A 19,164-nucleotide genomic window follows, 5' to 3' on the forward strand; every position below is an offset into this window, starting at 1 on the left:
ACTAGCGCGCTGCCCGGCAGAGTCTGGGAAGATCAAGGTATGCCCGTAGCTTTCGTCTGCCGAACCCGCTCCGCCATGTCACCGCAGGAGCTGTTCGACCTGTCCCGAAACATCGACGCCCACGTTGGCTCGATGACCAAAAGCAGGGAAAAGGCCATAGACGGCGTCACCACAGGGCTGATCTCGGAAGGCGAGCAGGTCACTTGGCAGGCGTGGCACCTCGGAGTCCGTTTCCGCATGACCAGCCGCATCACGCGGATGGAGGCACCGGCGTCGTTCACTGACGAGCAAGTGCGCGGCCCTTTCAAGTACCTCCGCCACACGCATGAGTTCCGGCCTGACGGCAGCGGGACCCTGATGGTGGACACCGTGGAGTTCGCTGCCCCGTTCGGCCCTCTGGGCCGCTTGCTGGAGAAGCTGGTGCTGGCCAGATACCTGCAGGATTTGATCGAAACCCGCAATGGGTTCCTCGTCGGACAGGCACCTCCCGCACTGGATAAACGGTGATCCGGCTAGCTCGAACAGACGATCTGCCGCGTTTGCAGGACATCGAGCGGGCAGCGGGGGAAGCGTTCCGGGGCCTGGGCATGGATCAGATCGCGGACGACGAACCCTTCTCCTTGGACGAGATGAACGCCTACGTGGCTCCCGGGCGTGCCTGGGTGTGCGTTGACGGACTCGACTACCCGTTGGCGTATTTGTTGACGGATATCGTTGACGGCAACGCGCACGTGGAGCAAGTAAGCGTCCACCCGGATCAAGCGCACCAAGGACTCGGCCGCGAGCTGCTGCATGCTGCCCGTGTGTGGGCAAGAGGGCATGGCATGCAGCGCCAGACCTTAAGCACGTTCCGCGATGTGCCCTGGAACTCGCCGTACTATCGGCGCCTGGGCTTTCAAACGCTCGACGCCGGTAGCTGGGGCCCGGAGCTCGCCAGGCTCATGGAGCACGAGGCTGAACTGGGACTGACGCGCTGGCCTCGGGTGGCCATGTGGCGTCCCGTGGTTCCGCCGGCATAGCTACTCGGCCACCAGCTCAACTTCGTAGCTGTCAGTGTTGATCAAATATGCGGCATAGTGATCCGGACCTCCGGCGTGCGGATACTTCGACTCGAACATCTCATACCAGCCGGCGTCGGCGCCGAGAGCGCGAATCCGGTCCACGTTTTCCCGGGTACCAGCATGGAAGGCCACGTGATTGAGCCCGGGATCGGTGCGTCGGTGGGCGGTTCCGGTGATGGCATCGGAGCCTTCCACCACCACATAGGTGCCATTGAGCTTCCAACTACACCCCGTAGGCCAGTCCTGGAACGGCTTGTAGCCAAGTTCGCCCAAGAGCCAGCCCCACTCCTCCCGGGCACGTTCAAGATGCGGCACCCAGATCTCAAGGTGATGGATGGAACCCACAGATGCGTCAGGCATGGGCCGAGTCTACGAGATCAGGGCCCTCGGGCGGCAGCTTCAGGTTCTCGACGGCGGGTTGAGCCTGATGCGGACGGCCGCACCTGCGCAGAGGATCACAGCGAGTCCACCAACAGCGGTGGTCCACGTCATCGATTCTCCCAACAACAGGCTTGCCCACGCGATGGTCATGACCGGTTGGACGAGTTGGATCTGGCTGACTTGCGCGATGGGGCCGATCGCCAGGCCGTGGTACCAGGCGAAGAATCCGAGGAACATGCTCACGACCCCCAGATAAGCGAAGGACAACCACTGGCCGGGCGTTGCGGAGGGAACCCCGGATCCAAGGGAAAGGACCGTCAGCAGCAGCATGAAGGGAGAGGCCACAACGAGCGCCCACGAGATTGTCTGCCAGGGACCGAGTTCCCGTGCCAGCAGGCCTCCTTCCGCGTAGCCGATGGCAGCGGCCATCACTGCGGCCAGAAGCAGCAGGTCTGCCCAGTGAAGCGAACCGAAGCCACCGGACTGAACCAACGCGAAGACCAGTGCAGCGATAACGCCTATGACAGTCAGGACCCAGAACAAGAGCCGTGGACGTTCCCTGCCCCTGATAACCGCTACCGTCGCCGTGGCTGCAGGCAGTAGCGCGATAACCACTGCTCCGTGGCTGGCGGTGGTGGACGTTAGCGCGAAGGTTGTCAGCAAGGGGAAGCCCGCAACGATGCCCCCGGCCACTACGACAAGTCGAAACCACTGAATTCCGCGTGGAAAGCGTTGACGGGTCAGCCCCAGGGCCAGTGCTGCAAGAATGGCGGCGACTACCGCCCTTCCCGCCCCAATGAACAGGGGGGATAACCCTTCAACCGCCACGCGGGTAAAGGGGACCGTGAAGGAGAAAGCAACAACGCCAAGAAGGCCCCACCAGACGCCTCGCGACGTCCCGCTGGATACCACTGGCCGTGAAAGTGTAGTAGCGCTACTATTGTGACTCATGAATAACGATAGCAGTTCCCGGATTGTCTCGCGAGTAAAAGAGTGGATCGCAGGCGCCGCCCCGGGAGCCAAACTGCCATCCACCCGTCAACTCGTGGCCGAATACCAGGCCAGTCCGGTGACAGTGCAGAAGGCGTTGAGGACCCTCACGGCCCAAGGCTTGATAGAAAGCCGCCCAGGTGTTGGCACCTTTGTCCGGGCTTACCTTACGGCGCGACCGTCCGACTACGGCTGGCAGACGGCGGCGCTCCGGGCTGCCCAAACCCCGCGCCCCTTGAACTCTGGCGCCATGCGCAGTGCATCGAACGATGTCATAGCATTCCACTCCGGCTATCCGGACCGGGAACTCCTGCCGGAGCGGCTCGTCCGGGCCGCACTGACCCGGGCGGCCCGCGGCGACGCCGCCCTGTCGCGGCCACCCGCCCAGGGGCTTCCGGAACTGCAATCCTGGTTCGCGCACGAACTCAGCACCTCAACGCCGGTTGGCGTCACGCCACCCCAGCCTAGCGACGTCGTCGTACTTCCAGGGAGCCAGAGCGGACTTAGCTCGATTTTTCGCGGCCTGGTGGGGCATGGGCGGCCCCTGCTGGTGGAGTCGCCCAGTTACTGGGGTGCGCTGCTGGCCGCGGGCCAGGCCGGTGTTCGTGTCATTCCGGTGCCCTCCGGTCCTGACGGGCCGGATCCCGACGAACTGGCGAGGGCTTTCGAGGAATCCGGGGCAAGGATGTTCTACGCCCAGCCCAACTTCGCCAACCCCACAGGTGCCCAATGGTCTCCCGAACGGGGCGAGGAGGTCCTCCGGATTGTCCGCCAGCACGGCGCATTCCTTGTGGAGGACGACTGGGCCCACGATTTCGGTATCACCGCGCAATCCGTACCGCTCGCCGCCCAGGACGATTCCGGCCACGTGGTCTACATTCGCTCGCTGACCAAGAGCGTCTCGCCATCCATCCGCGTGGCAGCGATTATCGCCCGCGGTCCGGCCCGGGAACGGATCATGGGCGCGCAGGCTGCGGAGTCGATGTATGTCAGCGGCCTGCTCCAGGCTGCAGCGCTCGACGTCGTTACCCAGCCGGGGTGGCAAACCCACCTGCGCGGCCTGGGCCATCAGCTGCAGTCGCGCCGCGACCTGCTGGTCACCAGCCTGCGCGAACACGTTCCGCAGGCGCACCTCAGCCACCTGCCCAAGGGCGGCTTGAACCTGTGGCTGAGGCTGCCGGACGGCTTCGACGTCGATCAGCTCACCAAGGATTGCGAAGCGGCGGGGGTTCTCATTGCGGCCGGGACGGAGTGGTTCCCCGCGGAGCCTGAAGGCCCATACATCAGGCTCAACTACGCCGGCCCCAATCCTGGGGCATTCCCCAAGGGCGCGCGGATTATCGGCGAGGCTGTCAAAGGGTTGCTGCCGGCCTAGGGGAGTGCCGCCGTCGAGCACTTAACAGGTCGAGCGTTAACAGCAGTAGCCACCAACCCCAAGGAGAGCGCCTTGGTGTTGGTGGCTACTGTGTGCGGCGGGGCCGCGAACTATCGGAAGCGCTGCTCAGAAGTTGCAGGCAAAGAGTTCCTAGGCGGGAGCCAGGTCCTTGTCGCGGCGGCCGAAGACTTCGTCATCAATTGGCTGGCCGTCGAACGGCATCTCCTCCAGGTTGATGAGCGGGTTGGTGTCCTGTGTTGCTACAAGTTCGCGGGCCTCGGCGGCAGTGTCCACGCTGGGCATTGAGCCGGGCAGCGGACGCTGGGCTGATTCACGCAGGAAGTAGATGGCGATCGCGCCCACGATGGACGTTCCCATCAAGTAGTACGCAGGCATCATGTCGTCGCCGGTGCCCTCAATGAGGCCCTGGACGATGAACGGCGTGGTGCCACCGAAGATCGCTACCGAGAAGTTGTAGGCGATGCCCATTCCGCCGTACCGGCTGGACGTCGGGAACAGTGCCGGGAGGGCTGAGGCGAGGTTGGCAATGTAGAACGTCACGGGGAAGGCGATGAGGGCAAGGCCTGCCAGGGTTGACCAGATATCGCCGATGCCGATCAGCATGAAGGCGGGAACGGAGAACAGGATGGTACTGCCCGCGCCGATCCACAGCACTGGCCGGCGGCCGATACGGTCGGACAACTTACCGGTAAGCGGGATACACAGTGCCATGATCACCAGGACCGGGATGGTCAGCAGGGTGCCATGAACGGGGTCGTAGCCCTTGGAATCCGTAAGGTACGTAGGCATGTATGAGGTCAGGGCGTAGCCAACAGTGTTGGCCGCCGCTGCGAGGATCATGGCCAGGACGATCTGGCGCCAGTAGGCCTTGATGATGCCAACCGGGCCCTTCGCCACGGCAGCATCCTGTGCCGCGGCGTCTTTGGCGAGGGCTTCCTGGGCGTCCAGGGTGGCCTGGAACTGCGGGGATTCCTCGATCTTGCTACGGAAGTACACGGCGATCAGGCCAAGGGGACCAGCGATCAGGAACGGAAGCCTCCAGCCCCATTCCTCCATGGCTGCCTGTCCGAGCGTGAGCTGCAGGACGGACACCAGCGCGGCGCCGAGGGCGAAACCGATGTAGCTGCCCATGTCCAGGAAGCTGGCGAAGAATCCGCGGCGCTTGTCCGGGGCATATTCGCTGACGAACGTGGTGGCACCGGCGTATTCGCCACCGGTGGAGAAGCCCTGGACGAGCTTAAGGATCACCAGCAGCGCGGCGGCCCAGATGCCGATCTGCGCGTAGCCAGGCAAGAGGCCGACGGCGAACGTACTTGCCGCCATGAGCATCAGTGTTGCTGCGAGCACCTTTTGGCGTCCCACCTTGTCGCCAAGCCAGCCGAACACGACGCCACCCAGTGGGCGCGCGATGAAGGTTGCGGCGAAGGTGCCGAGAAGGAAGAGTGTCTGAACGGACTTGTCCGCTTCCGGGAGGAAGACGGGGCCCATGGTGGTGATGAGGTAGCCGAACACGCCGACGTCGTACCATTCCATGGTGTTGCCGACGATCGTGCCGCCGAGTGCTTTCTTCAGCATCGGCTGGTCCACAACATTGACGTCGGATTCTTTCAACCGGCGCTTGCTGCGGAGCTTTGACTTCTTGGTGGTTTTGACTGCGTTGGCTGCGGCCGGGGTGTTGGCTGTTTCCTGGTTTTGGATGGTGTTCCTTTCGCCATCCGGGGAGACGGTCTTGCTTTGGTCTATGGGCATTTGGGCTTCTCCTAGGGAGGTCATTTGCTTGCGACTTCTGCTGCCCCGCTCTGGGCAGGTGTTCAATTTTACGGGGTTTGCCGCTTAAACCCCAGTTGAGATCCGATTTTTGGGCCCTTTGGGGATGCAAATTGCCTAGGTGTGTTGCATCTCATTACCTGCTTTTGCCCTGCAACGGCGCGGAATCCGAGCGGTTTTTGCCCTCCCGGGCACGTTGTTACCAAATTGTTTAGCCAAGCCCACCGAACACGGCTTAAACGGGCGCAAAAGCTTACGGATTGCCTTTGGCGGTAGGGGCGGCTCCAAGCACCAGCGTTGCGCCCAATTCCTTGTCAACGAGCACCCGCGCGGCCAGCCCGCACTGGTTCATGATCCGGGCGGTTTCGGGTGCTTGCTGTTCCGATGTTTCAATCAGGAGGCAACCGCCGGGCGACAACCACTCAGCCGCGCGCTCCGCGACCCGGCGTTGGACGTCCAAACCGTCAGTACCGCCGTCGAGCGCCACCATCGGTTCATGCAAGCGCGCCTCTGGCGGCATCATCCCGATGGAACCCGTAGGCACGTACGGTGCATTGGCGAGCACCACGTCCACGCGTCCCCGAAGTTCAAGGGGGAGGGCGTCGTAGAGGTCGCCCACGAAAACACGGCCTCCACGTGGCTCAACGTTCTTGCGCGCGCAGGCTACCGCGACTGGATCAATGTCAGCGGCGTACAGCTCGCAACTCCCCAGGAAATCGCTAAGCGCCGCACCAATGGCTCCCGAGCCGCAGCAAAGATCGACGACGGCGGAACCCGGCCGGGTTATTCCCGCCGCCTGGCGCACCAGGAACTCCGTGCGACGCCGCGGAACGAATACGCCGGGTCCAACTTCCATACGGCTCCCACAGAAGTCCACCCAGCCGAGGATGTGTTCCAAGGGCAGCCCGTTGACGCGCTGATCCACCATGTGGTCCAAATGGCCGGGACTGAGGGCAGCGTCGATGAGGAGTTGGGCCTCGTCCTCCGCGAAAACGCACCCGGCGGAGCGGAGGGCGGTGGCGATGGACATTCTCCGGGTCACGGGTGCCATGCTAGCCGAGGGGTTCACAAAAGCGGCGAAACTTGGCTAGGGTATGACCCATGGGAACACTGATTTTTGAGTAGACCGGCCCTTGCCTTTAGTGGCACAGCCGAGTTTCACATGACAAAAATCCACGCCTGTTGAGGCCCTGCCTCCATGCCGTTCCCGTTGTCGACGCTATTTTCTCGAACCGCACGCCATGGTTTTAGTGCTTCTTCAGGACTCGCACCTGAACAGGAGTCCACTTTTATGACTGCCAATCCTTCTGAAAACAAGACCCCGGACCCCGCAGCGCCGGGAAGTACAGAGTCCGCCCCCGCCTACGGCGGCATCAAGTCCAAACTGACAGATGCGCAAAAAGCGATGCTCGCCAGCAAGTCCGGCGGCGGCGCTCCCGCTGGCTGGCAAAGCACTGGTAAGGGCCACAAGCCCACGACCGCCAGCGGTAAGCGGGCCAAGACAGAGAAGAAGGTCCGTTGGTGATTCCTGTACGCAGGTAAATCCTGCAGACAACCATCTTCGGCCCACCTAGTATTGAAATTCCTTCGTTTCACTGTGGAAAGGAAGAACCATGACTGCAAAGCATCAAGCCGAAAACATCGATCCTGAGGTTGCGAGCCACTTGGTGGAGGCCATGGACATGGCTCCCATGCCTGAACCGGCAACCATCGACGTATCTCTGGGTCTGGACCAGGAACAGCACTGGCCGGACGGCAGCGGTAAACGCCGGCACCCGAAGGACCGCGACCAAGCCCACGGACGGATGGGCCAGGGCGCAGCCGTGACGGCGATCCACCGCACCAGCCGCCCACAGATGCCGCACTCCTCCTAACCCAGCCCCGCCAGCCCAACTAGGTCGCAGCACTGCGCGTTTTGAACCCTCAAAACGCGCTCAGCTGCGACCTAGTTGGGCGGGCTTACGTCTTTCGGGGACTTGTCAGGACGCCACCCACGCCACACGGGATGCCGTAGCCTGCCCGGCCCCGTCCATTCTCCGAACGTCACTTCAGCCACCAGCTCCGGATCTACCCAGCGGGCACCTGCCGAGTCTTCGCGCGGAATGTCGGCGAAGGGGGAATCAGCTACCAGGCGGGACTCCAGTTTCTCCATGATGTCCCTCAGCTGCCACTCCTTGAATCCGCTGCCAACCCGGCCGACATAGTGCAACTTCCCGCCCTCCGGAATGCCCAACAGCAACGAGCCAAAGGTCCCACTCCGGGTGCCAGCGCCGGGACGCCAGCCGCCAACCACCACTTCCTGGCTCCGTTCCAACTTGAGCTTGATCCATGAGCGGCTTCGCCGGCCGATCACGTAACGGCTATCTGCTTTTTTCGCCATCACTCCTTCCAAGCCGAGCTCACCCGCGCTTGTCATGAGGTCTTCAACGTCATGGTCCAACACGGCCGAAAGGTGAAGCGGGCAGCCACCACGCAAGCGCCCCGCAAACTCGGCAAGCCGTTCCCGGCGCTCGCGGAATGGCAGCCCGCTCAGATCCGTGCCGCCGTCGTACAGAAGATCGAACAGCATGAGCTGCACTGGCACCGAAGCCCTGGCACGCTCGATGTCCGCGGTTTTGACCAGATTCATCCGCAGCTGCAGGCGGCCGAAGTCCGGCCGCGAACCCTTGCCAAGTGCCACGATTTCACCGTCGGCCACGAAATCGCCGTTGGGCCAGCATGATCGGTCCGTCAGTTCGGGGTAGGTTGCGGTGAGATCGTTTCCGTTGCGGCTCATCAAACGGATCTTGCCCTCCGTGCCGGTGATGATAGCCCGGATTCCGTCCCACTTGAGTTCGTAGAGCCAGCCGCCACCACGAAGGTCGGCGACGGTGCCGGAAGTGGCAAGCATGGGGGTGTAAGTGGGCATCGGCTGTGGAACGGCTGGCTTGGGTGCAGTGGCGGGCGAAGCCTTGGCGGAAGGGCTGGGAGCGCCCTTCCGAAGCCGTCCTCCAGGCTGCTCCTTCATCAAGTGGATCAGCCAACGGTCACCGGTGTTGATGAGCGCGAACCGCTTGGTCCCGTGGAGCCCACCTCCTGGCTGACCGGTGAGCGTCGCGATCACTTCCTTGCCATCCCGCCATTTCTCGCACGTGAACTCGCCGCGGTCCCAGATGCTGACTGTCCCGGCGCCGTACTCGCCCTTGGGAATGACGCCGGCGAAGTCCGCGTAATCCATGGGGTGGTCTTCGGTTTGAACGGCGAGGTTGTTCCGATCGGGCGTTTCGGGGACGCCGCGGGGCAGCGCCCACGAGGCCAGCACGCCGTCGTGCTCCAGACGGAAATCGAGGTGGTAGCGCCGGGCGTGATGCTCCTGGATGACGAAGATCCCGCCGGGCGGCGCAGGATCGCCGGGCTGCGGCTGCCCGGATGATCCCTTGGACGCGGGCTGGTCGCCCTGCGCGAGAGACGACGACGCCGGGAACGGCTCCGGGGTCTTGGCAGGATCGCGCATCCCAACGTATTTGGCGAGACGACCTTCGACGGTAACCACCCGCTCACGGCGGCCGGTAGTGCCTGAACCGCTGCCAGTGCCTGAACCGCTGCCAGTGCCTGAACCGTCGTCGTCATCCGCATACTCTCCGTGCGGCGGGAGATGCCGAGAGGAAATGGGCGCGAAATGGTCCTTGCCACTCTTCACCCGCTTCATCACGGCTGTGTAGTCCAGGTGATCGAGGTTGGCGGAGGAAAGTTCGCGCCACGTGCGCGGCGACGCGACAGTAGGGTGGGCTTTCCCTCGGAGCGAGTAGGGCACGATGGTGGTCTTGTTGCCGCTGTTCTGGCTCCAGTCCACCAACACTTTGCCTTCGCGGAGGGACTTCTTCATGTCGCTGACCACCAGCTCTGGATGGTCAGCTTCCAGGGCCCGGGCGAGCTCATGGGCGAAGGCCGAGACCTGCTCGGACTTCAGCGTCCCGTCCAGCCCGGTGTAGAGGTGTATGCCTTTGCTGCCACTGGTCACGGGCACCGGATCCATGCCCATGTCCTGCAGGATGGAGCGGGCAAGCTTGGCCACTTCAACGCATTCTGGCAGGCCCGCGCCGGGACCGGGGTCAAGATCCAGGACGAAGCGGTCAGGCCGGAGCGGGTTACCCTCTGCGTCCACTTGCCACTGGGGGACATGGATCTCCAGGGATGCGATCTGTGCCATCCACGTGAGCGTGGCGAGGTTGTTGACCATGGGGTAGACGTTGGTGTGGTCCGAGTGCTGGATTGTGGTGCGGGGGATCCATTTGGGCGCGGAGTCTTCAAGGTTCTTTTGGAAGAACACCTGCCCCGGATGCTCGGCGGTGCCGACGCCATTGACCCAACGCTTACGGGTGACGGGCCTGTTGGCTGCCGCGGGAATGAGGAACGGCGCCACTGCAGCGTAGTACTCCAGGACCTCGGCTTTGGTGGTTCCGGTCTCGGGGTAGATGATCTTGCCCAGATTGGTGAGGGTCAGCTCGTGGCCTTCAACGTTCACGCGCTCCTGTTGCTTGCCTGCCACCTCTTCTCCTCTGCTGTCTTGTGCTGTTGACTGGGTGCATGAGGGCCATCTGGAAGGGATCTATCGCGTTCGGTCTGGTCAACGTACCAGTGAAGCTTTACAGCGCCACGGAGGACCACGATATTGGCCTTCATCAAGTCCACAATAAGGACGGCGGGCGCATTCGGTACCAGCGGAAGTGCGAAATCTGCGGCGACGTTGTGGCTTATGAGGATATCGACAAGGCCTACGAAGAAGAAGGCCGCACGGTGGTTCTCACGGCGGCCGATATAAAGTCCTTGCCGGAGGAGAACAGCCGCGAAATCGAGGTAGTGGAATTTATCCCTGCCGAGCAGCTGGACCCGATCATGTACGAGCGCAGCTATTTCCTGGAGCCGGATTCCAAGTCGCCCAAGGCCTATATGTTGCTGCGCCAGACGCTGGAGGACACGGACAGGATCGCGATCGTCCAGTACGCCCTGCGGCAGAAAACCCGGCTCGGCGCCCTGCGCGTACGCGGGGACGTATTGCTGCTGCAAGCCCTCCTCTGGGGCGACGAAGTGCGCGAAGCTAAATTTCCCTCCCTCGAGACGGACATCAAGATTTCCGACAAAGAACTCGAAATGTCCTCCGCGTTGGTGGATTCCATGGCCCACGACTTCGACCCCGAGGAATACACCGACGACTACCAGGTACAGCTCCGCACGTTGATCGAGGCCAAGCTGGAGAAGGGCGAGGCACTGGATACGGAAGCCACGTTCGGTGTCACGGAGGGCGAAGGCGAGGGCGGCGACGTCATCGACCTCATGGAGGCGCTGAAGCGCAGCCTGGACAAGAAACGAGGCAAGGAAAAAGCGGCCGACGACGACGCTGCCGCCAGCAAAGCTGCCACCAAGCCAAAGACGCGGGCCAAGAAAAAGGCTTGACGCGGCGTCGGGCGCCCCAACTAATATGTAGTTTCGTTTGTCAATGGGCGTGGGGAAGCGATCCCGGGTTGGTTCCGGGGTCGCTTCCTTTTTGGTCCGGGGGTGTGCTTGTGTTCGGGGGGTCCAGCGTGTCGTTGGCGACGGCGTGGTCAGACTAATATGCGCGGGTTGATTACCGCAGGACGAGGTGTCCGGCCTGGAGATTATCGCTTCTCTAGGGATCGGGCGTGGCCTTGATGGTTGCCCATAGTTGGGTCGCGGGTTGCTCCAAGCGCTGCCGGTGTAACCGGTGGTCCCCTCCTTTTGTGCGGGTGCTCCCCCGGACGTTTAGAGGTTTTGGTGTTGCGTTGTCCGTTGGGCTTCACTGGCCAGTGACCAGCACCACCCGGCAAGTTCGCGGGCGATCGCGACATCGGCGATCACGGGACGTTTCCGGTGTTCCTGGTAAACGAGCCAGCGTTCGTGGAGGCGTTTGTTGCCGGCTTTGCCACGGGCTCTTGCCCAGGGGGTTGCCGCTTCCCAACGGGACAGCAGCTCTTTGGAGGGGTGGGTGTAGGCGCGGCGGTGGTGCCAGGCCGCTTCGACCAGGAGCCTGCGGGCGTGGGTGTTGCCTGTTTTCGTGATGGATCCCTGGGAGCGGTGCCCGCCAGATGAACTCTCGCTGGGAACGAGTCCGAGATACGCGCCTATCGTCGAGCCGGTAAAGCGGGTCCAGTCGCCGATTTCGACGGCCAGACCGAACGCTGTCAGCGTGGAGACACCCCGCAAGCACTCCAAAGAGCGCACCACGGGAGTGTATTCGCTGTCATAGGCCATGGTCCGGATGGCTTGATCGGCCCTGTCACGGCGGACAAGTGTTTCAATGACGGACTCCACGGCGAGGTCGTAGGCCAGTTGCAGTGCCGGTGAGTCAAAGTTCTGGGAGTAGAGCCAGGACAAGTGCTCATGGGTCCAGGTTCTGCCGCCGGTGTAGTGGATGCCTTGGCGCAGCAGGAGTTTGGAAACCCGGTGCCGGGCGCGCATCAGATCACCACGGATATCCTCGCGGGCACGGACCAAGTCCCGGGCAGCTTCCTGAGAGGGGCTCGGGACCGTGACCTCGGTGATCTGGTCCAGTTTCAACAACCGGGCCAGATGCAAGGCATCGTTGCGGTCTGTTTTGACCCTGTCCCCGGGCGGGCGTTGGAGTTTCGAGGGAGCCGCGACCAGACACTCGATCCCAGCAGCCAGCAAAGCCCTTGCCAGCGGAAAACCGGTAGGACCGGCCTCATACACCACCTGGCACGGGCCCGGCAGTGTCTTGATCCATCCCAGAATCTCCTGATGGTCCGGCGTCAGCCGTGCCCGGGAAATCTCGCCGGTCTGACCATCAATCGCGCACGCGACGACAGTCAAAGCGTGGACATCCAAGCCCACATGAGTACGCTCAAACATAGCTGGAACCTCCAAACTTCAAATGTGGCTCTACCCCCCTAAAACGAGTCTGGGGCAACCCACGGGATGCTTTGAAGAGAAGGTTCCAGCCCCCACACACCCATAGCCCTGGCCCGCCGGAACCCCCACCCCACACGTCCTTCTGATACGGGCCAGACCCGGCCGGGCAAGGCTCCGGAGCGCCATCAACAAACAAACCCCCCGAAGGCCCGCCCAAAGCTGGCGCTCCGAAACCTTGCCCGGCGACAATCGCCCCCTCAGAAGGAAACCAACCAGCCAAACCGCAGCCAGCCCATACATATCGTCTAGGTCGCATTTGTGCGCGTTTAGGGCGACCAAAACGCGCACAAATGCGACCCAGTTGGGTGCGTTCGACTCAGCCCTTGACTGACCCGGCCGTTAGTCCTTGGACAATGAACTTGCTTGCAAAGGCAAAGATTGCCAGCGTTGGAACGACCGTCAGGACCGCCGCGGCGGACATCGACCCCCAGTCAATGTTGAAGCTCGAGATGAACCCGGCCAACGCCGTCGGAATCGTCTTGTTACTATCGCTGTTCATCAAGGTCACCGATAAGAAAAGCTCATTCCAGCAGTTAACAAAGTTGAAGACGAAGCTTGCCGCCACGCCGGGCAGCATCACTGGAACCAAAACCCTGAACAACGCACCCAGCCGCGAACAGCCATCGATCATCGCGGCCTCTTCCAAAGCGTCAGGAACGTTCTCGAAGAAACCCCGGAGCATGATTGTGCAAAACGGAATGCAGATCGCGATGTAAATGAGGATCAGCCCGGTCTTGGAATCTACAAGGCCCATATTGGTCATCATCAGATACAGCGGCCCCAAGGCAATGAAGCCTGGAATCATCTGGGTGATCAGGAAGGCCCCCAACACCGCGCCGCGACCTGCAAAGTGGAACCGAGCCAGGACATACGCCGAGAGCAAGGAGATCAGAGTGGCCACCGTCGAAGCTACCAGGGCAACTACCAAGCTGTTGAGCATGTACTGGCCGAAATCCGACTTGGTGAACAGCCCGACGTAGTTTTCGAAGGAGAGCTGCCGGGGCCAATAGTCCAACGGCAGCGAGTAAATGGCGCCGGGTTCCTTCAAGGACGTCAGGATGATCCAGTACAGCGGGAAAACCGTGGCGACGAGGCACGCTCCCAGGAAGACGAATTTACCCACGCGCCCTATGAAGCTCTGCTGATTGATCATCGGGCTTCCTTTCGAGGACGGACGGCCATGAGGTAAAAGACGGCGAAGAGGGCAAGCGTGAGGACGACGATCAGCCCCAGGGCGGAAGCCTTCCCGTAGTCACCCTCCTGGGTAACTTTGATCATGTACGTCGTGATGATGTGCGTCTGGTCAGCCGGACCGCCGCCTGTCATGGCGAAGATGATGTCCGGGAAATTGAAGATCCAGATCACCCTCAGCAGGATGGTCAAAGCCAACGTGGTAGCGATGCTCGGCAGCGTGATGTTGAGGAACGTGCGTACCTTCCCGGCGCCGTCCAGCGCTGCGGCCTCGTACATTTCGTCGGAGACGGACTGCAGTGCGGCGAGGATCATGATGGCGAAGAACGTGACGCCGTACCAGATGTTGGCAATGATGATGGCGGTCATCGCGAATCCGGGGTCCGAGAGCCACGGGATGGGCGAGTTAATGATCCCCGCCTTCATCAGCAAGTCGTTGACCACGCCAAACTCCGCGTTGAACATCCACCGGAACAGCATGCCGATCAGGAATCCGGACACTGCCCAGGGGAAGAAAATCATGGCCTGGTAAGCCCCGCGCATCCTGAACTTTCGCTTCAGGAATAACGCCACGGCAAAGCCAATGACCACCTGCGGCACCAAGGAACCAACCACCCACACCACCGTGTTTCGGACGATCCCCCAGAATTCCGGCGTTTCGAGCAGGCTTGTGAAATTGCCGAACCCTACCCACGAGGTGTCGGAAAGATCGTTCAGGTTCCAGTTGCGGAACGCCATCTGGCTGCCTGCGATCATCGGGTAGTAGGTGAAGATGCCGACGAACACTGCAGCCGGGGCCAGGAAGATCAGCAGAGTGAAGGCTGTCCTGGGATTGAAGCGCTTCTTGGGCTGAGAGCCGGTGCCCGCCACGGACCCGGCATTGGCCTTCTTCGAGGGGAGCTTGGTATCGAGGCTCACCGGAACCTAGCCTGCCCACTTTTGAGACCAGTAAGTGTCCCAGCTGGCCAGCAACTCGCTCGTGGACATCTTCCCGGTCAGGACGCGCTGGAGTTCACCGTCGGACTTCTTGATCCATTCGCTCCACCAGGACACGCTTCGCGGCTGGACAGCGGAGACATAGGTCTCCGGATTTTCCGTCATCTTGACGTAGGCGGCCCAAGGACCGGTGCTGTAGAAACTGTCCTGGGCGGCGGACTTCAAGGTCGGCACCAGGCTGTTGTCCTTGCTGAACGTGGTTGCAGCGTCGCCTTGTGCGAGGTACTTGATGAGTTTCACGGCCTCGGGCTTGGATGTGGATGCGGCGGCAATTCCCCAGCCGGCAGATGCCACGGGTTGAATGGCTTTCCCGCTCGGTCCTACCAACAGCGGAGCCACGTTCCACTGGTCCTCCTTGATGGACTTGGATTCCCGCACGGTAGCGATGACCTCAGGGTCCTGGAGCAGGAACGAGGTAGAGCCGTTGCTGAAGCCCTGCACCATTTCCGGGTAACCCCAGGCGACTGAGGATGGCGGCGAACCCTTCTTGAAGAGATCAATGTAGAGATCCATGGCCTCTTGCGCTTTGGGCGAGGAGAAGATCGTCTTGCCGCTGGTCAGCTTGAAGGCGTTTTCCTTGTCGATCTCGTCAGCCACGTAGGCCTCGATGATGGCGACGGCGTTGGAGTTGGCGTTGGTGCCCCCGCGGAATGCGTAGCCGAACTTGTTCTCTGCCGGCTTGTTGATGGCCGACGCTTGCTCCAGCATCTCGGACCAGCTGGCAGGTGGCCCGGAGAAGCCAGCCTCTTTGACCACGTCGGAACGGTAGAACAGCGAAAGCCCGTAGAAGCCGTAAGGAATGTAGTACGTCTTGCCGTTCTGCTTCGAATACGTGACGGCGTTGTCCGTCAGGTTGTCCCAGCCCTCCCAGCCTTTGAGGTCGGCCGACATGTCATACAGCCACTCGTTGGCACCGAACGATCCCACGGTGATGTCGCGGGCCTCGACGACGTCGATTCCCTTGCCGGACTGGAGCATCTGCTGGATCTTCTGGTCCGCTTGATCAGTTGGCGGAGAGATGAGGTCAACTTTGATGTTCGGGTTCGCTTGCTCGAAGCCGGAAATGAGCTTCTTCAACGTGTCTGTCCGTGTCGGATTGGTGAGGCTCTCCACCATTTTCAGCGTGACTTTTCCGTCTTTGGCGGGCTCGGCGCCGCCACATCCGGCAAGCGCAAGGACGGCCGCGAGACCGGCTGCGGCAGACATGATGAATCTTGATTTCACGTGGATCCTCCAATGACTTGGTGAGCGTGGGTAATCGCTGCCCCGGCGGGGCGGCATGGTCGGTGGTGGCTAAGTTGGTGACTAGATTGCTGGCAAGGTCGTGGTTAGCGGGAGCGGGCGAGCCGGACGAGCTCCGGGACCGCCCTTTCCGCAAAGGTTTCGTAGTCCTTGGGCGAGTTGTACAGGTGTGCCGAGAGCCGCAGGAAGCCCTCGCCGTTGAAGGTGGTGATGGCCGTTTCGATATCCAGCCGATCGGAAATGTGGGCGCGGACGGCATGCGAATCCTCGTGTGTGGTGGCGAGGCCTTTCGGCAGCCGGACCAGGCGCAAGGGACCCACCGGCATGCCGACCTTGACCGTATGATCCTCGCCGGTGACGTCGGCAAAGGCGCCGGCAATCAGGGTCTGTCCGTAGTCACACAGTTCACGGGCGTAGCTGCGGAAGGTTGCCCAGCCGTATCGCTCCTCGATGGTGTCGAACGCGGTGCGGGCGGCCATCCACGCGGTCACGTCCTGCGTTCCGACATGGTCGAAATTCTCCGGGAAGTCGTAGGGGAAGCCCCACGAATCGATCAGGGGTTCCAGCATCTTCGCCGCTGGGCCGCGTGCTACGAGCGCCGCTGTTCCCCGCGGCGCGCAGGCGAACTTGTGGAGATTTCCTACCCAGAACCCCTCGAAGTCCGGTACGGGGAACTTCATCACGCCCGGTGCGTGGGCTGCGTCCACCAGGACCGGCACCCCAAGGCGGGAAGCTGCTTGGGCGATCGCCTCGACGGGGAAGGCCCGGGCCGTGGCGGACGTGATCTGGTCGACCACGATGAGGGCTGTATTGCTGGTGACCTCGCCCATGACAAGGGAACAGGCGGTCCCGGCGTCCGCGTCGAGAGGTATATCGGCGATCCTCACCCGGCCACCGTTCCTGCGGGCAACGCGCTCTGCGCCCTGCAACACCGCACCATAAGCGTGGTTTGTGGTCACAATTTCGGCGCCGGGCTCGAAGCTCAGCGAGTTGTATACGGTGCTGACGCCAGCGCTGGCATTGTGCACGAGGGCGGTGTCCTGAGCCGTGACGTTGAGGAACTCTGCGATCTCTGTCCTCGCCGTGGCCACCAGTTCAAACTGACTCATAAACCACGGGCACGGATTCTGGTCCATGTGTGCCTTGAGGCTGAGCTGCTTGGCCTGGGCTGCGCGGGGGACGGAGCCGTAGGACCCGTGGTTGAGGTGGACCTTGGACGGCGTGAGGCTCCAGTCGGCCATGGAGGGTTCGCCCTCGGGGGTCAACATGGGAGGCGGGGCCGTGAGTGGCGCTGGGAGCACGATGTTCTTCGGGGTCGGGGAAGGGGGAACGCTCTGTAAGTTACATCACAGCCGGCCCCAAGACAACGGACAATCAGAAATAGTCATAAGATGACTTTGTGGATTACGCCGGAATAGCTGCCAATTTTACGGGATTCTCGGAGTATAGGTACGATGTCTTGTCGTTTGAGGTATGACAATGAGGCTCATCGACTCAGGCGCCGCGAGCGTGCGGTAGGTTGTTACGAGTATCTGAAGGAGGCGACGTATTGGGTGCTGTCGAAACGGCCATGCAGGGCCTAAGAAGCAAGATTGCCTCTGGCGAACTCGCGGCTGGGCAGAAATGCCCGCCAGAAGCCGAGTTGGCCGCCCAGCTTGGTGTATCGCGGAGCTCCCTTCGGGAGGCTGTGCGGGCGATGTCTGCCTTGGGCGTAATGGAGTCACGGCATGGCTCGGGAACTTATGTGTCTTCCCTGGAGCCGACGGTTATTCTCCAGAATTTTGCCCTCTTGGTGGACCTGCTTCCGCTGGACGGCCTGCTGGAACTCTTCGAGATCCGAAGGTTGATGGAATCACACGCTGCAGCTACCGCCGCGGCGAATGCCACGCCGGAGGTCCTGGCCAAGCTGAAGGCGCTCGTTGAAACCATGGAGGCTACGGATAGCCCTGCCGAATATTCCGAACTTGATTCACGCTTTCATGAAGAAATCTGCCGCGCGAGCGGCAATTCGACTCTCGCGGCACTTGTCCGCCTGTTCCGTTCCCGCGGTGGACACTTCCATATCTTCGACGGCAAGGTGGGAGCCCAAGTCCGGGAAGGCAGCACGGCCGGGCACAGCGCAATCGTGGACGCGATAGCCCGTAGGGACCCTACGTTGGCAGCCACCGCGACGGCCGCGCATATTGCCCAGACTGAGTCCTGGCTCAAGAAGTTGCGGCCTGCCCCGAGGTTGCAGGATTAGACTCGCGTGCCTAGTGGTTCCGCAGCATTGAAATGATCTCGGACTTCTTCTTGCCGGAGTAGCCCTTGATTCCGAGTTCCTTGGCGCGGGACTTCAGTTTGTCCACTGTCCAATCGTCGTAGTCGCCGGACTTGCCCCCCTTGCGCCCTACTTCCTTGCGCCCCTGCTTGGCAGCAGCATTTGAAATGCGGGCCGCTTTTTCCTTGGAGGCGCCATCATCCCGGAGCTCTTCATAAAGCTTCGGGTCCTTCAAACTTGAATTCTTCTTTCCAGGCATGGCGTGTTTTCCTTTTGCGTATTGATTATGCGCCTGTCTCATAATGTGGCTCGGCTACGGGTTTGGACTCCGGCGAGCCACGTTCCCGGAGGTACACGGATGCGCCTACCAGCACAGCCACGGCAAGAAATTCGCTCTGCCAATTCTGGAAGGATTCGAACCAGAACTGGCTGGATCCGATGTACTCCCACGTGGATACTTCGGGCAGGCCATGGCTGAGTTGCTCTTCGTTATAGGCGGCCGTTCCGCCCACCGCGTGCATAGTGAACGAGGCCAGGAAAAGCAGGCCCAACAGGCCCGAAAGTGAGTGCTCGTAGACTTTCAGCACCCAGCCTCCGCGCCGCACAGGCCAAGGAGTCTTGACGGACTTCCTGGCTTCCCGTGGATCTTCGTCCTGCGGAGCAGGCTTCCCCACAGGCTTGGATTCGGAGGAGCCCTTCTGGAACAGGAACACCGTCAGCAGCACATACATGGCCATTTGAAGGAATTCCGACTCCCAGTTTTCAAAGACGGCTTCCACGAAGTTTCCAGTGCCCAGATACCCCAAAATGCCCACGGGCTGGCCGCCGTGGGTCTGCTGCTCTTCGCTGTAGGTGGCTGCCCCGGAAATCACCATCCCGGCCAGGAATGCAACGAACAAGCCGACGTTCGCGAGCAGCAAGCCATGGTCCTTGATCCATTGACGCACCGGTTC

The 19,164-nt window shown here is 61.7% G+C and carries 19 protein-coding genes; 7 read left to right on the forward strand and 12 right to left on the reverse strand.

Annotated features, from left to right (window positions below; genetic code table 11):
• Positions 1–39 precede the first annotated feature (39 nt).
• On the forward strand, positions 40–507 hold the full coding sequence (locus ACZ5G6_RS01220) for an SRPBCC family protein (RefSeq protein WP_223935400.1): 468 nt from the start codon (positions 40–42) through the stop codon (positions 505–507).
• Positions 504–1,019: a GNAT family N-acetyltransferase gene (locus ACZ5G6_RS01225; RefSeq protein ID WP_498688856.1), complete on the forward strand. Its 516-nt coding sequence runs from the start codon at positions 504–506 to the stop codon at positions 1,017–1,019. Before ACZ5G6_RS01220 ends, ACZ5G6_RS01225 begins: the two co-directional genes overlap by 4 nt.
• Here ACZ5G6_RS01225 and ACZ5G6_RS01230 read toward each other — a convergent pair whose 3' ends face one another.
• Both ACZ5G6_RS01230 and ACZ5G6_RS01235 read right to left on the reverse strand, forming a co-directional pair.
• Complete coding sequence (locus ACZ5G6_RS01230) at positions 1,020–1,421, reverse strand: VOC family protein (RefSeq protein WP_223935402.1); 402 nt, start codon at positions 1,419–1,421, stop codon at positions 1,020–1,022.
• Between the two features lie 39 nt (positions 1,422–1,460).
• Complete coding sequence (locus tag ACZ5G6_RS01235) at positions 1,461–2,393, reverse strand: DMT family transporter (protein WP_498688859.1); 933 nt, start codon at positions 2,391–2,393, stop codon at positions 1,461–1,463.
• Between ACZ5G6_RS01235 and ACZ5G6_RS01240 the strand changes: the two genes are divergently transcribed.
• Entirely contained in the window at positions 2,392–3,807 is a 1,416-nt protein-coding gene (locus ACZ5G6_RS01240; RefSeq protein WP_498688861.1) for an aminotransferase-like domain-containing protein, read from the forward strand. The genes ACZ5G6_RS01235 and ACZ5G6_RS01240 overlap by 2 nt on opposite strands.
• 150 nt (positions 3,808–3,957) lie before the next feature.
• Here ACZ5G6_RS01240 and ACZ5G6_RS01245 read toward each other — a convergent pair whose 3' ends face one another.
• Together ACZ5G6_RS01245 and ACZ5G6_RS01250 are read right to left on the reverse strand one after the other, a co-directional pair.
• Complete coding sequence (locus ACZ5G6_RS01245; RefSeq protein WP_223935405.1) at positions 3,958–5,577, reverse strand: MFS transporter; 1,620 nt, start codon at positions 5,575–5,577, stop codon at positions 3,958–3,960.
• 271 nt (positions 5,578–5,848) lie between these two features.
• Positions 5,849–6,646 (reverse strand): putative protein N(5)-glutamine methyltransferase, encoded by a 798-nt coding sequence (locus tag ACZ5G6_RS01250; RefSeq protein ID WP_498688863.1) that lies wholly within the window; start codon positions 6,644–6,646, stop codon positions 5,849–5,851.
• 240 nt (positions 6,647–6,886) lie between these two features.
• Between ACZ5G6_RS01250 and ACZ5G6_RS01255 the strand changes: the two genes are divergently transcribed.
• Both ACZ5G6_RS01255 and ACZ5G6_RS01260 read left to right on the forward strand, forming a co-directional pair.
• Positions 6,887–7,120 carry a hypothetical protein gene (locus tag ACZ5G6_RS01255; RefSeq protein ID WP_498688865.1) on the forward strand — a complete coding sequence of 78 codons (234 nt, stop codon included), beginning with the start codon at positions 6,887–6,889 and terminating at the stop codon, positions 7,118–7,120.
• Between the two features lie 88 nt (positions 7,121–7,208).
• Entirely contained in the window at positions 7,209–7,469 is a 261-nt protein-coding gene (locus tag ACZ5G6_RS01260) for a hypothetical protein (protein ID WP_223935408.1), read from the forward strand.
• A 71-nt stretch (positions 7,470–7,540) separates the two neighbouring features.
• Here the strand turns inward: ACZ5G6_RS01260 and ACZ5G6_RS01265 are convergent, their stop codons facing one another.
• Positions 7,541–10,123 (reverse strand): ATP-dependent DNA ligase, encoded by a 2,583-nt coding sequence (locus ACZ5G6_RS01265; protein WP_498688867.1) that lies wholly within the window; start codon positions 10,121–10,123, stop codon positions 7,541–7,543.
• A gap of 38 nt (positions 10,124–10,161) precedes the next feature.
• Here ACZ5G6_RS01265 and ku point away from each other — a divergent pair, with 38 nt between their 5' ends.
• A complete protein-coding gene (gene ku / locus ACZ5G6_RS01270) occupies positions 10,162–11,028 on the forward strand; it encodes a non-homologous end joining protein Ku (RefSeq protein WP_223935410.1) in 867 nt (288 codons plus the stop codon).
• Positions 11,029–11,355: 327 nt separating this feature from the next.
• On the opposite strand, the gene ACZ5G6_RS01275 is transcribed toward ku, so the two are convergent.
• The 5 genes from ACZ5G6_RS01275 to ACZ5G6_RS01295 form a co-directional block, all read right to left on the reverse strand.
• Complete coding sequence (locus ACZ5G6_RS01275; protein WP_498685838.1) at positions 11,356–12,462, reverse strand: IS110 family RNA-guided transposase; 1,107 nt, start codon at positions 12,460–12,462, stop codon at positions 11,356–11,358.
• A gap of 376 nt (positions 12,463–12,838) precedes the next feature.
• Entirely contained in the window at positions 12,839–13,675 is an 837-nt protein-coding gene (locus ACZ5G6_RS01280) for a carbohydrate ABC transporter permease (RefSeq protein WP_223935411.1), read from the reverse strand.
• Positions 13,672–14,631 (reverse strand): carbohydrate ABC transporter permease, encoded by a 960-nt coding sequence (locus tag ACZ5G6_RS01285; RefSeq protein WP_498688869.1) that lies wholly within the window; start codon positions 14,629–14,631, stop codon positions 13,672–13,674. The genes ACZ5G6_RS01280 and ACZ5G6_RS01285 overlap by 4 nt, the downstream gene beginning before the upstream one ends.
• 6 nt (positions 14,632–14,637) lie before the next feature.
• Entirely contained in the window at positions 14,638–15,933 is a 1,296-nt protein-coding gene (locus tag ACZ5G6_RS01290) for an ABC transporter substrate-binding protein (protein ID WP_498688871.1), read from the reverse strand.
• Positions 15,934–16,037: 104 nt separating this feature from the next.
• The gene (locus tag ACZ5G6_RS01295) at positions 16,038–17,219 is read right to left on the reverse strand and encodes an aminotransferase class V-fold PLP-dependent enzyme (protein ID WP_498688873.1); all 1,182 of its coding nucleotides are present in this window, start codon (positions 17,217–17,219) and stop codon (positions 16,038–16,040) included.
• 281 nt (positions 17,220–17,500) lie between these two features.
• Between ACZ5G6_RS01295 and ACZ5G6_RS01300 the strand changes: the two genes are divergently transcribed.
• A complete protein-coding gene (locus ACZ5G6_RS01300; RefSeq protein ID WP_498688875.1) occupies positions 17,501–18,193 on the forward strand; it encodes a FadR/GntR family transcriptional regulator in 693 nt (230 codons plus the stop codon).
• A gap of 10 nt (positions 18,194–18,203) precedes the next feature.
• On the opposite strand, the gene ACZ5G6_RS01305 is transcribed toward ACZ5G6_RS01300, so the two are convergent.
• The gene (locus tag ACZ5G6_RS01305) at positions 18,204–18,470 is read right to left on the reverse strand and encodes a DUF7218 family protein (RefSeq protein ID WP_223935416.1); all 267 of its coding nucleotides are present in this window, start codon (positions 18,468–18,470) and stop codon (positions 18,204–18,206) included.
• Positions 18,471–18,495: 25 nt separating this feature from the next.
• Positions 18,496–19,158 (reverse strand): DUF6766 family protein, encoded by a 663-nt coding sequence (locus tag ACZ5G6_RS01310; RefSeq protein ID WP_498688878.1) that lies wholly within the window; start codon positions 19,156–19,158, stop codon positions 18,496–18,498.
• Positions 19,159–19,164 lie beyond the last annotated feature (6 nt).

This window comes from Arthrobacter sp. TmtSoilC51 (genome assembly GCF_055388015.1).